Annotated in this window: 11 protein-coding genes; 3 read left to right on the top strand and 8 right to left on the bottom strand. The window is 39.7% G+C overall.

Annotated elements, in window-relative coordinates; translation table 11 throughout:
* Positions 1–32: 32 nt before the first annotated feature.
* Both VYJ22_RS08480 and VYJ22_RS08475 read left to right on the top strand, forming a co-directional pair.
* Positions 33–671, top strand: coding sequence for an SIS domain-containing protein (locus VYJ22_RS08480; protein ID WP_329903538.1), 639 nt, complete (start codon positions 33–35; stop codon positions 669–671).
* Positions 672–901: 230 nt separating this feature from the next.
* Positions 902–2,773, top strand: a complete 1,872-nt coding sequence (locus VYJ22_RS08475; protein WP_329903537.1) for a DEAD/DEAH box helicase — start codon at positions 902–904, stop codon at positions 2,771–2,773.
* A 140-nt stretch (positions 2,774–2,913) separates the two neighbouring features.
* Here the strand turns inward: VYJ22_RS08475 and thiL are convergent, their stop codons facing one another.
* The 8 genes from thiL to VYJ22_RS08435 form a co-directional block, all read right to left on the bottom strand.
* Positions 2,914–3,957, bottom strand: coding sequence for a thiamine-phosphate kinase (gene thiL, locus VYJ22_RS08470; protein WP_329903536.1), 1,044 nt, complete (start codon positions 3,955–3,957; stop codon positions 2,914–2,916).
* Between the two features lie 48 nt (positions 3,958–4,005).
* Complete coding sequence (lpxK, locus tag VYJ22_RS08465; protein ID WP_329903535.1) at positions 4,006–5,145, bottom strand: tetraacyldisaccharide 4'-kinase; 1,140 nt, start codon at positions 5,143–5,145, stop codon at positions 4,006–4,008.
* A gap of 29 nt (positions 5,146–5,174) precedes the next feature.
* Entirely contained in the window at positions 5,175–6,962 is a 1,788-nt protein-coding gene (gene sppA, locus VYJ22_RS08460; protein ID WP_329903534.1) for a signal peptide peptidase SppA, read from the bottom strand.
* An 80-nt stretch (positions 6,963–7,042) separates the two neighbouring features.
* Positions 7,043–7,864, bottom strand: a complete 822-nt coding sequence (locus VYJ22_RS08455) for a transporter substrate-binding domain-containing protein (RefSeq protein ID WP_329903533.1) — start codon at positions 7,862–7,864, stop codon at positions 7,043–7,045.
* Between the two features lie 2 nt (positions 7,865–7,866).
* The gene (locus tag VYJ22_RS08450) at positions 7,867–9,978 is read right to left on the bottom strand and encodes a putative porin (RefSeq protein WP_329903532.1); all 2,112 of its coding nucleotides are present in this window, start codon (positions 9,976–9,978) and stop codon (positions 7,867–7,869) included.
* Positions 9,979–10,167: 189 nt separating this feature from the next.
* Positions 10,168–11,112 (bottom strand): ribonuclease Z, encoded by a 945-nt coding sequence (locus tag VYJ22_RS08445; protein ID WP_329903531.1) that lies wholly within the window; start codon positions 11,110–11,112, stop codon positions 10,168–10,170.
* A gap of 10 nt (positions 11,113–11,122) precedes the next feature.
* Positions 11,123–11,569: a nucleoside deaminase gene (locus VYJ22_RS08440; RefSeq protein ID WP_329903529.1), complete on the bottom strand. Its 447-nt coding sequence runs from the start codon at positions 11,567–11,569 to the stop codon at positions 11,123–11,125.
* A 17-nt stretch (positions 11,570–11,586) separates the two neighbouring features.
* A complete protein-coding gene (locus tag VYJ22_RS08435; RefSeq protein ID WP_329903528.1) occupies positions 11,587–11,814 on the bottom strand; it encodes a hypothetical protein in 228 nt (75 codons plus the stop codon).
* A gap of 683 nt (positions 11,815–12,497) precedes the next feature.
* Between VYJ22_RS08435 and VYJ22_RS08430 the strand changes: the two genes are divergently transcribed.
* Positions 12,498–13,106: a C40 family peptidase gene (locus VYJ22_RS08430; protein WP_329903527.1), complete on the top strand. Its 609-nt coding sequence runs from the start codon at positions 12,498–12,500 to the stop codon at positions 13,104–13,106.
* The last annotated feature ends 638 nt before the right edge of the window (positions 13,107–13,744 follow it).

The following is a 13,744-nucleotide window of genomic DNA, read 5'->3' as shown; positions in this document are numbered from 1 at the left end:
AATAAATACTTTTGCAAGAGAATATGCAAGACATGCAAACAAGCAATTTACATAACTATACTATAGAAGAAATCATTCAGGCTGAGTCGGAAGCTATAAAATCGATCCCTAAAGACAACGATTATGAATCCGCTATATCATTGATTATTGATCGTGTTCATCGTCAGGGAGGACGTCTCATTACTAGTGGAATGGGTAAAGCCGGACAGATAGCTCTGAATATTGCTACTACATTTAGCTCTACCGGTACTCCGGCTTATTTTCTTCATCCCAGTGAGGCGCAACACGGTGATCTGGGTATTATCCGTCCGGAAGATGTGTTGCTTATTATAAGTAATTCCGGTAAAACTCGGGAAGTTTTGGAGTTGCTGGATCTTGCAAAATTCTTAGTTCCTGATTTACCTGCAATCCTTATCACCGGAAAATCCGGATGCGAGTTAGCACAGCAAGTCGATGTATGCTTGGCTACGGGTGATCCCCGAGAGGTTTGTCCCTTAGGGCTTACTCCTACTACCAGTACTACTGTGATGACTGTGATAGGAGATTTATTGGTTGTACTCACGATGCAAAAGATAGGTTTTACTTATAAAGACTATTCATTGAGGCATCATGGAGGTTATCTCGGCTATTGTAGCCGTACTAAGAGTGCGTCTGATCAGGAGTCAACGTAAGAGCAGTTGCTGAATATACTTCCGGGTAATATTTGCGAAGGGGGAGTAATTTACAATTGTTCATTGATATGTTTAAAACGAATGAAGAAGGAGCTGAGGGATGTGTCGGCAACCTTTTTCCTATGTCGTAATCTCTCATTCATAGCGGTGTGAAGCCGTTAGCTCATTATTCATTTTTGCTTCGAGAGCAGTGATGCTTTCTGTTGCAATATTAATTTTTTTAGAAACATTTGAAAACATTTGAAGAATTAGGACTTATCAGTCCCATTTGTCAAGCTATTTCTGAGCTTGGCTTCGAATCTCCTATGCCCGTACAAGAGGCAGTAATCCCTTTTTTGTTAGGAGACCCTATCGATCTTATTGCTTTAGCACAAACAGGTACAGGCAAAACAGCTGCTTTTGGATTGCCATTGCTTCAAAATATCGCCGTAATAGATCAACAAAATAATCAGAAGCAAGGATTCAGTTACCCCAAGGCTTTGGTTCTTTGTCCTACACGTGAGCTTTGCTTGCAAATTGCAGATGATCTCACTTCGTTCAGTAAAAACCTCCCTCATGTGAGAATATTACCTGTGTATGGAGGGTCATCTATAGAGACGCAAATAAGGACACTCAAGAGAGGTGTAGAAGTTGTAGTAGCTACTCCCGGCCGTTTATTGGATTTGATGAATAGAGGTGCCGTCTCTCTCTCGGAGATCAACACCGTAGTGCTGGACGAGGCTGACGAAATGCTCAATATGGGATTTATGGATAGCTTGAAAGATATCTTGGCTGCTGTGCCGGATGAAAGGCATTTGCTTTTGTTCTCTGCTACCATGCCCAAAGAAATCAGTCGCATTGCCGCTTCGTATATGCATAGCCCCAAGGAAATCGTGGTGGGAAATAAAAACGAAGGTAATGCCAATATCAAGCACACCTATTACATGGTATCTGCAAGGCACAAATACCTTGCACTGAAAAGAATTGCCGATTTTTTCCCCAATATATACGGTATTGTGTTTTGTCGCACACGTAAGGAAACACAAGAGATTGCCGATCATCTGATACAAGACGGATATAATGCCGATGCCCTTCATGGTGAGTTGAGCCAAGCCCAACGTGACTATGTAATGCAGAAGTTCAGAATACGTAATCTGCAGATCTTAGTGGCCACAGATGTTGCAGCCAGAGGTTTGGACGTAAATGATCTTACACATGTAATACATTACGGATTGCCTGATGATGTAGAGAGCTATACTCACCGTAGCGGACGTACTGCTCGTGCCGGCAAAACAGGACTCTCTATCGCTATCTGCCATAGCCGAGAGAGAGGGCGTCTTCGTGATATTGAAAAAATCATCAAGAGTAAAATCGAAAGAGCTTACATCCCCACGGGACAAGCTATATGCGAAAAGCAACTTTTTAACCTTGCAGATAAGATAGAAAGAACTGAAATCTCTGATGATTCTAAGCTTGATACTTTCTTACCTACCATCATTAGGAAGCTAGAGTGGATAGACAAGGAGGATCTTATCCGCCGTATGATGGGACTGGAGTTTCAGCGTCTTCTTGATTACTATGAGACAGCAGAAGAGATCGAGGAAGCTGACGAAAAAGGAAGGACTGCATCTGCCGATGCAAGGTCTGATCGTCGTCGTAAAGGCGGTGAAGTGGAAGAGGGTATGAAACGCCTTTTCATCAATTTCGGTAAGCTTGATCACATGTACCCCAACAAACTTATTGAACTAATCAATAAGTGTGTGCCTGGTAGAGTGAAGATAGGTAAGATAGATCTGATGCAGCGTTTTTCTTTCTTTGAAGTAGATGAGCATGATGCCGGAGAGGTAGTAGATAGCTTAAACAAGTTTGAGGTAGATGGAAGACGTATCAGCGTAGAGTTTGCAGACACCAAGCCTGCTGAGGGCCATAAGAAGAAAAGATCATATGGCGATAGGAATTTCTCTGATAGTGGGAGGAGCAGACGCTCTGATTATAAAGGAGAAGGTAGCAGATCTTCACAACGTGGAGGAGAAAGACGCAGTAGTGGAAGACGTGGAGATAAAGGAGATAACAACTACTTCGATAAATTCCAAAACAAGAAAAAGTCAGGAAGACGTAGTTGATCTGTAGTTGGCGATGGGCGGGTTGATCTGTCTCATCATACAAACAAAACCGGAATGTATTTTCAAAGTACATTCCGGTTTTTGCTTTATCTTTTCCTATAACAGGCCTATCTGCTTAAAAATTGCTTCTGTAAAAAAGACTACTTTTCTTCTTTGAAAGCATTCCAGCCTTGTGCTTGGAGCATGATTTCGGATCCATCTCTAGTCACAAGACAGCAGCCCAATGCTTCCTCTGTTATATGTCCTATGATGCGTACCCCGTCTATTTCTTTGATTTTATCCAGAAGTCCCAACGGCACAGTAAATACAAGCTCATAATCTTCTCCTCCGTTGAGAGCCACTGTAGCTACGTTCATATTGAATTCCTCAGCCATAGATGCTGTTTGATAATCAATCGGAAGCCGTTCTTCATATATTCTCACTCCTACTTTGCTTTGCTTCGATATATGGATTAGCTCGGAAGAAAGGCCGTCAGAAACATCCATCATTGATGTAGGCTTGATGTTTGCTTTGTGCAATGCTTCTATAATATCCTTGCGTGCTTCGGGTTTGAGTTGTCTTTCGAGGATATATTCACGACTCTCAAAGGCTGGTGTGAAGTCTTTTTCTTGTTCTCCTGCAAATACCGCTTTCTCACGTTCTAGAAGCTGAAGGCCCATGTAAGCTGCTCCCAGATCACCTGTAATGCAGATAAGATCTGTAGGTTTGGCTCCTTGGCGAAAGATGATATTCTCTTCGTCTGCCTCTCCTAAACAGGTGATGCTGATGGTAAGTCCTGTAACGGATGCAGAGGTGTCACCTCCGATAAGATCTACTCCATACGTATCGCATGCAAGATATAAACCTGCATAAAACTCTTCAAGATCTTCAACGCAGAATCTTTTGGAGATTCCCAAAGATACTGTAAGCTGACGAGGAGTAGCATTCATAGCATAAATGTCGGAGAAGTTTACTACCGCTGCCTTATAACCGAGATGTTTGAGTGGAGTATAAGTGAGGTCAAAATGAATGCCTTCCAGAAGCAAATCGGTAGTAACCAACGTTTTTTTGTCTGGCCCGTAATCAATTACTGCAGCATCGTCTCCCACGCCTTTAAGAGTACTTTTGTTATGTTTTTTTCGATTTTTGGTGAGATGGTTTATTAAGCCAAATTCACCGAACTCGGATATTTCTGTTCTTTGCATAATTTATTTAGTAATATACGGATGTTTTAGGGTCCGATCTTTAATTCCCTATGAATATGGAGTTAGTTTTACAGCTTTATCAAGCATTCTGTTGAAAGAGTCTTCCCAGCCACGAAGTATCTTCACTTCAATAGGTAAATAATATAAAGCACTCACCACTTCTTTGTCAAAGCTTTCCAATATATCTGCAAGCCGTACCGCATCTTTTTCTGTAGTAATGATGATGACTTGTTTATCGTTTTGTTGCTGTACCCTATGATATGTATCATGGATATGCTTGATATCTTGTGAGCAAAACTGGTGATGGTCTCCGTAGTTGATTTCCTCAATATAATTGTAATGCTGTCGAAGATAGTTTTGAAAGAGTTCCGGCTTAGCTATGCCTGATAAGGCAATGACAGGTGTTTGGTGATTAATGCTCAAAGGATGATCTATCTTTTCTTGACTTATATCGGGTGGGGGATCAACTTTCTTTGCTAAATCTTGGATGCGAAGGGTGTCGCCATAAACAATATGGCTGAAAAATAGATATTGATCAGGATAGAGTGCCAGATCACGCCTTGCAATACGTGTATCTATGGGCTGTAATCCTTGAGGACATTTAGTCACAATCACAGCATCGGCTCTGTATCTTGATGAAGCCGGCTCACGTAGAGTACCTTCCGGCAATAATGAATCTGATATAAGAGGATTGTTATAATCGGATAAGATAATGGAAAATGAGGGTCTGACGTACCTGTGCTGAAAACCATCGTCCATAATCACTATATCGGGGCGCTCGCACTTGGGTAAGTTTAATAAGTATTCCATAGCCCTACGACGATTACCGTCGAGCACCATGAGAATGCCCGGGAATTTGCTTACAATTTGTTTGGGTTCATCCCCAATTTCTTTAGCTGTAGAGTGTGGAGTAGCAATGATCAAGCCTTTTGTACTTCTTTTGTAACCACGGCTTATTACTGCTATTTTATGTTTGGGAGTTAGTTTGCGTAGGAGAAGTTCTACATGAGGAGTTTTTCCGGATCCTCCTACGGATAAGTTGCCTACACATATCAGAGGGATAGGATATGTATGAGATTTAATAACTCCCTGATCAAAAAGCATATTCCGCAACTTGACCGCTGCTCCGTAAAGCGAAGATAGAGGCCTGAACCAAGTTTTCTTAGTTGCGGGTAGGTGCTTTCTCATCAGGGAGATTATATTATTATTGATGATAATTAGTATGCGCTTATTTCATAAGGCAGACGTGCCTGATATCCTGTCAGAGATTCTCTTTGACGATATTCTTGCAGCAGCTTTATTTCTTCACGGCTTAGGAACTTACCGGATATCCGAGCGTGGAATTCTTCCGCTGTAGAAGAAAACAGCTCTGATAAGAAGTTTTTGCTGGTTGTCCCATATATAACCTTGTAAGATGAAAGATTTGCCAGTGCTGCAGCTCTCTTGATAGCAGTATCCAGCCCCCCTATCTTATCTACCAGACCTATTTCTTTAGCTTTGTTGCCAAGCCATACTCTGCCTTGAGCGATTTCGTTTACTTGCTCTTTTGTCATTTTACGACCTTCAGCTACACGGGAGATGAAAGTATCATATCCACGTTCGATCTCAGCCTGTATGAGTGCTTTTTCGTCTTCTGACAATGGCTTTATGAGACCTGCTACATTACCTGAGAGTAGCATATCGGAGTATTTGGAAGTCTTCACAACATCCACGTTAAGCCCTATTTTTTTGGCTAGAGCGGTAGCGTTGGGGAATTGGCCGAATATACCGATAGATCCTGTAAGAGTGTTATTCTCTGCAATTATCTCATTGGCTGCGCATGAAATATAATAACCGCCTGAAGCTGCAACATCTCCCATTGAAACCACAATCGGCTTTTTCTTTTTTAACTCTATTACTTCTTTCCATATTTGCTCTGAAAGGAATGCACTTCCTCCCGGGGAGTTTACACGGAGCACTACTGCTTTGATATCATCATCTTTGGCTAATTTATGAAGTTGTTTGGCTAGTGAGTAGTTTATTGTCTGTGAGTTGTTGTAAGAAGATACTTCTTGAGGCATAATTGCTCCTTCAGCATAAATAACTTTGATTTTTTCTCCTGATTGTTTTGCAGATTGCTGCTCATTCATTTGCGCAAGTGATACCCAGTTGATATCATCCTTTTCTTTGATTTTAAGCTTAGAGCGCAACATCTTTTCTACGTCATATCTGTAGGCAAGTGTATCTGCTAAGCCTTTTTCTACAAATATCTTTGATTCCCTTACAGCATACCCGCTATCAGCAAATGCTTTGATATCCTGAACGCTTTTTTTGCGCGAATCTGCAATTCCCTGAGTTATGTTATTCCACAGTCCATTGATATACTCACTTATTTGTAGCTTATTTGCTTCACTGAGTTCATTTCGGATACCAGGCTCCACAGCTCCTTTATAAGTGCCGACTTTGAAAGTCATCATTTCCACTCCAATTTTATCCAAAGCGTTTTTGTAAAAAATAGTAGGGGCAGAAATACCTAAAAGCATTATTTTACCTTGAGGATTCAGTACAATTTTATCTGCAACGCTGGAGAGGTAATAAGACTTCTGAGAAAAGTTGTCTGCGTAAGAAATAATAAATTTACCTGATTTCTTGAAATCAAGAAGAGCTTTACGGACTTCATCTACAGAGGCCATACCACTCGAAAGTTCTTCTGTATTAAGATAAATACCTTTGATATTGGGATTATTTTTAGCTTTGTTAATGGAGCTTATCACTTCTGTGAGTGAGAGCGTTTTGTCAGCTCCACTGCCCCTGAATATATCCAAAGGATCAGAGGTTACTATTTCAGAAAGACTTTTCATATCCACTTTTAGGATAGAATTATCTGATATTTTGGCCGGTTTATCAGGTGCCGCAAAGCTGGCTACAATTCCGGATAAAATGAACACGGATATGCAGATCAAAATAATACCTGCAGTAATAACGCCTAATATTGAGGCGAAAAACATCTTAAAAAAATCTTTCATAAGGTAAAATAATTATTCGATTCAAGAATTAGCTATTAACAACAAATATAACTTATTTAATTAAGGTATATATTTTTGAATTACTTATTCTTTGTTTTATTTAACTCTTTTCTATTCTTTGTATTTATTATTTTAATCCATTTATTCAGACTATCAGCAAGTACCTTTGAGTCTTTTCTTACAAGCCAAGCCTCCCGCATGTCATAGCTTACAGGGACTGAAAAATCAAGATCCGGGAGTTGCTTACTCAGGTATTGTGCATCTTTATCATTACAGACAGTATAAGGTATGACTTCTGCAGAAACCATAATAGCCAGCTGTTCTGTGGAGTACTTGGGATCAATTTTGATGTGTATGGTATCTCCGATTTCTTCTGACAAATGTGTAAGAAACAATTTTTCCGGTGTTCCTGCGGGTAAAGTTACGGTATCGCCTGCAAGATCCAGCTGATTCATGATCTTGTTGTTCTTGCCTTTCTTTTGTACCAAAAGCAATTTACCGATAGAATATGTCTCTAAGAAGCGGTATTTACTACTATCTGTCTCTGATGTTTGCACTACAGGATTGGCAATAAGATCCACCTCGCCATGCTCCAGCATATTGAGGCTTTTTTCCCAATGGTTTTCGAGGATCACATTCACTTTGAGTCCTGATTGATTTGAGAGTTCTCTTGCCAGATTATATACCGAACCTGTGACAGTATCTGAAGATGCGTCGAATTCGCCGGCGTTGTATGACGATAGTATTCTCAATGTTCCGTCTTTTTTTATCGCAGCGTAATCCCTATGAACAATATCAGCTTCCTCCTGCGAGTTCTTTTCCGAGTTATGCTTGAGCATAATCATCAAAAAAATAGCCAAAAACAGGAGTGCGAGATAAAGGATAATTCTTTTGTCTTTCATCTTTAATTGTTAAAATCAACAATAATACCCAAATTAAGAGAGCGGGGATTAATCGGATAGTGCAATAGTGAAAATCGGTCAGACTTGATCAATCCGTCGGCAATATTATACATTTTTATGAAAAAACGAGCTCTTTTGAGGTGAAAATTTGCATAAGCATTGATCAGTGCATTATTCCCTCCGATGTTTTTCTCATCTTGATTGACAAATTGTTGTATGGATGGTTCGTAAAAAGGAGCTTTATAGGCTGAGTGGTAGTAGCCTTCGAGACCTGTTTGTATCCTAAGTACTTTGGCAAGATAGAAATCAAAAAACAGATTACCGTACATCGCAAATGCAGGCAGAGGCAGAGCGTTGGCATCACTTGTAACTTGAGTATTAGCTGTAATAATCCAGTTCAGGTTGCTCCAGTGATATTTTTGGCCAAACTCTGTGCTCAGTATTTGTATTACGTTAGAATTCTGTTGAGGTTTACCGTCTCTGCCGTAGCTAATGTAGTTTTGCAGAGTTGCCGACTGTACCTTTGCCCATAAGCCGTATGACTCTAAATCAGCTCTTCCTCCGAAGCTCAGACGTCGGATAAATTTGAAGTTTTCGTCCCACCAATGGAAAGTTCCGTGCTGGTGCTTAGTGAAGTAGGACGGATTGGTATTGTAAAATTCAGCATTAGCAGTGAGTCCGAAATCCTTACGAAACAGATTGAATCTTGACTTCAGTATTCCGTCCATCCTGAATGCGCCTATATCTTCGCCCAAAACAGCAAATTCTCCTTTGGCGATGAAGTTGAGTCCTTTGCCACTCAAGCGATCTATCTGTGCTCCTACATAAGTGGCAAATTCGGAATGGGCGTTTTTGTAATTATCATTGAGATTCAGATTGATGATTGAGTAACGGCGGTTCTCGAATCTGACATATCCTGAAAGTCCGAACTTAACCCAACTTCTAAATCCTTCCCTTAGTGATACAGCTATTGTATTTTTCAACGTATTCATAGCCATGGTGTCATTGGGATTTACAATATTGGGCGTATTGCCTCCGGTATTATTACCACCGTTTACAATATAAGTATTGGCGTAAATCTTGGACCAGTCAAAGGGTTGCTTACTTATAAACCTTCTGTCATATTTGTCATACTCCAAAGTATGGGATATACTTGCTACAGGGATATATTTTACAGAGTCTATTTTATAATGCTCATGTACATGCCCTTCTTCATCATGATTTATGCCTTCTTTCTCTTCCTCTTTGATTTGCATAGCCAAGGCTTGCTCTACATCCACATCTTTTTTATACCCGAAATTATAACGGTGCGATAGGAATGCATGTCCTGAGCGCAATCTGTTGAAGAGTATTTCATTCGGGATATTTACCGGGATATCTTTGGATTTGATATCTCTTTTACCTTTGTTGAAGTTTTCGGGGTGGTAGATATAATCATCATTGGCAATACCACCATTCTCGTTTATGTTGTAGTAGTCATTGGCGATGTAGGCATATAGCTCGTACTTGTCACCTGTGTAGCTTCCAAAAAAACGATATCGTCTGTCTTTGACTTTGTTCGAGTTGTAGAATCCATTGGCAGTGGCAGTCTCAAAATCAGCACCTATGTTTACTTTTCTCCCGAAATTTACCCCGAAAGTTCCGCTTAGTCTCTCCTCTTTTTCGTTGTAAGACATATTATTTTGGAAATTGAGTAGGGTAAAAGGTGTACGTGTATTATAGAACTTAGCGTTACGAGGAGTGTAAATCATCCCGTCAAATCCGGAGAAGTAAGCAAAAGGACTACTTTCTATAGGTCTGTTGAAGAATATCTTATCGTGCCATGGTGAATTGATGTTTCCTGTATAACCTATAGCCAATGACCTCCCTTCTGCAGAGAATCTGTTATAATACAGGGTTGTCAGCGTATCAGGCATCTCCACTCTTATGGGCATGCAAGTTTCCGGCAATATGCTATAAGCTTTCAGCTTACTCCCCCTCACAATCTTTGTTTCTTCCGGGACTTCTTTTACTTCTTTTATCTTATAGTCGTAGTTTTTATCATTCTGTGCCCAGGATGCCATGCATGCCGTGGCCAGCAGAATAATACCAATGCTTAACTGTCTTTTGTTCATGTTCTGATCACAAAGTTTTTTAGCTATTTCCTTTGAAAGAGAATTAGTACATCTCAATTTGCATTGAGCATTTAATACGTCATATATTTCAGTGAGGAATATCAGCTGTTTTTTTGCTAAAAATAACAATAGTAAATGTAATACTTATTGTATAATAAACAGCAATATCGCTATTGTATTGCTATTTGTTCAATGGCAAGTGCTTTTAGTTACAAGCTTCCTGAAATCTATCACCATGCCCTCATCAGCAGATGTTGTTTGGGGAAATACGGCCCTAGCTTCTTTGAGAAGGTCTCCACAACCTATATATCTTGCAGAATAATGTCCTATCAGTAGGTTCTTTACATTACATAACTTAGCTATTTGTGCTGCTTGTTCGGCAGTGCTATGGTAAGTTGCTTTGGCTCGTGCCGCTTCAGTATTTTTGAAGGTGGCTTCGTGGTACAAGAGGTCCACTCCGTTTATTACTTCTGCCAGCCCCGGTAGGAAAGCCGTATCGGAGCAGTATGCATAGCGCATAGGGCAAGCACCTTCTTTGGTCAGTCTTTTATTGGGTATAACCTCCCCCTCGGGAGTAATGTAGTCTTCTCCCGCCAGGATATTCTTATATGCGGCAATGGGTACATTATAAAAATCAGCCGACGGTTTATCGAGGTGCAGTCCCACACATTTTTCTTCGAACAAATACCCATAGGTGGGTATCCTGTGTTTGAGAGGAAAGGCATATACCTTGATGGAGCGATCCTCAAACACCGGATGTTTGCCTTGCTCTGTGAGTGTAATGATATTTACTTTGTAATCCATTCTCTCACAAAACATGCTTAGGATAGGCTCGAGAAACTCTTTTATGCCTTGAGGTCCATATATATTCAAGTCACCTTTTCTGCCCAGTAGCCCCAGGGTAGATATAAGTCCGGGCAATCCGAAGCAATGATCGCCATGGAGATGAGAGATGAAGATCGAATGGATACGTCCGAAGTGTAGTTTGTATCTTCTTATTTGATTCTGAGTGCCTTCACCACAATCAATAAGATATAGCTTGCCTCTGATTTCCAGAGCTTGAGCCGATGGCATATGCTGCGTGGTGGGTAAAGCTGATCCACAGCCTAATATACTCAATGTAAAAGTGTTCATATATCGCTAATCATCTCCGTTCTTTAAAAAAACTTATCATCAATTCTCTGCATTCTTTTTCCAATACACCGTGAGTGATTAGGGTTTTGGGGTGAATGATGGTAGGAGCGAATGTGCTGTAACCCAATTTCGGTTCCAAAGCCCCGTATACGATGCGGCCTATCTGCGCCCATCGTAAAGCTCCGGCACACATCGTGCAGGGTTCTATGGTAATATAAATGGTGCAGTCTTTGAGGTATTTGGCTCCCAAGGCTGTGGTTGCAGCCGTAATAGCAAGTATCTCAGCATGTGCTGTGGGGTCGTTGAGTGCCTCTACTCGATTATAAGCTCTGGCTATGACTTGTCCCTTGCATGTAATTACTGCTCCTATGGGTATTTCTCCTGTCTTGTATGCTTCTTGAGCTTCCTCAAGAGCCAGTCCCATAAATCGTTTGTCTTCTTTATGTTGAAATTCCAATTTTCTTCGTTCGGGGTTTATTTCATTTCCTCTTCAGTAAACAGCATAGGTACATCTTGTTCCAGACTCCTTATTACTTCGTTCATCAACGTCTCTCGTATCCATCTGGATTTATTATCGATCTTATATTTGCCACAATATGCTTCTATTGCTTTCAGTTCGCAATCATTTATCCTGATCCGAAGAGTGTGCTGCCGACTCAATAGAGTATTTGTAACAAAACCTTTGTGCGTTTTTGACTTCATGAGGAAAACCAAAATATCATTTTATCGTCTTCATTATATCTTGCATAGTTTGTTGCATCGTATTATGAATCCATTAGCAAAAATAAAAATTAATCTCTTACCTTCACAATATACATTACTTATAATGACGTGATTTCAATATCTCATTATCCCTCACTACAGGCTATTGCACTGCCTGATTGTGGATATTGTAACGCTGAAGATGTTTATATGCAAAGCTTGGGGTGGGTAATGGTTTGAAATCAATGATTGTCTTTCATAGCACTTTATAGCCTGAGTGGCTTAGTGTATAATACACTGCTGTATGAAGAAGTAAATCTTCTAAAAAAGATGAGTTTTTGATCTTTGCCTACAGTTGATTTTCTACGATCTTTGAATTTCTGCATTTTCATAATTAAAATTATTTTATTGTGCAAATAAATCCGCTGTAAAATATATTTAAAAAACACCAATAAATGGATTTTAAAATCGATTTATTTAGCAATATTCTTGCACATGGTTTTTGATCCTGTGCCGTTTTGGTTTTATATAGGGTGTTATTGTTATAAAAAATGTTAAACTGTATGTGTCGCATCCATTTGTATATATCTTTGGCAAATATGAAAAGTAAGCTTGGAACACTACATTTAACTCTTGTGACATCTGTTATGTTGTTACTGTTTTGCTCTTGCAAGTCTGTTGCAATGGGCAGTTATAGCGACTTCGAAAAAGAACCTCCGGTATCTAAAAACAAGAATACCGCCTCTTCTTCTCTGAGTGACGATGTAAAAGCGATGGTAGACAATGTAATACAATATGGCGAGAAATTTTTGGGAAAGCCATATGGTTATAGAGGTCCATCGAAATGGAGAATGGATTGCTCAGGATACGTATCACATTTATTTAGCAAGTTCGGTGTCAGTCTGCCTCATTCGTCAGGTAGTCTCAGTAATATATCCGAACCCATCAAAGATCCCCAACCCGGAGATTTGCTATTTTTCAAGGGCCGTAATTCCAGAAGCAGCAGAGTAGGGCATGTGGCTATTGTGGTAGAGAACAACAATGGTCGCATTGTTATGATGCACAGCACTAATAATCGCGGCATTATCAAAGAAACTCTCAATAACAGCGAATACTTCTCCAAAAGGTATCTCCATGCGGGAAGATTGCCTCAACTCAATTCTTTGCAAAAGCAATCCAATGGTTTTGATAGTAAGGCTGATATAAACAGCAAGGCCTTTACTCAGCAACCTGAGGATCTCTTTATGCCGTCTATTATCCCGAGTTTTGAAAAGTATTCTACTACCCTGTAGTATAGGCGGTATCTACTTATTTTAGCTCACAGCTCAGATTTAATATCTGTGAAAAAAGTTGTTTCTTGTTTAAAACAGGGGACAACTTTTTTTGTGTAAAATGATATTCTTTTATTCAGGATGAATAAGAATCAAAGAAGAACATCACTTGTTCCATTTAACTCGAATTCTATCATATACGGGCTATTGTTTCATCGTACACGGACAATCGTTTCATCGTACACGGTCAGTCATTTTATCGTATACGGACAATCATCTTATCGTACACGGTCAGTGGTTTTATCATAATAGGTTTACTAGGGTAAATTTTGGGTATGAAAATCTTGACAGAAAGATCGATTGGTGTATCTTTTATATTTCGCTTATGTTTTTTGTAAATAAAAAGAGCTGTATCCACCAACCTTAGATTCCACCACTCAAAAGCCAATAAGCCTTGTTTTTTCTAATATTATTTTCTGTATTTGGGCTATGGAAGTGTCTTTTATGCTTTTTTCTTGTAGGTTTATTAATTAAATTACAGCATAATACATACCTGCATTTGTCTCTACAATAGTAAAGTGTGCGCATAGATATCCGCTTACTTTTATTAATATTATTGCATTTATTAAAATAAAATAGAATATTCACCCGTTATTTTT

It is taken from the genome of Porphyromonas pogonae, assembly GCF_036320655.1.
Classification (GTDB): domain Bacteria; phylum Bacteroidota; class Bacteroidia; order Bacteroidales; family Porphyromonadaceae; genus Porphyromonas; species Porphyromonas pogonae.
The sequence above is the reverse complement of the archived record's forward strand: the minus strand, read 5'-3'. Positions and strand labels throughout refer to the sequence as shown.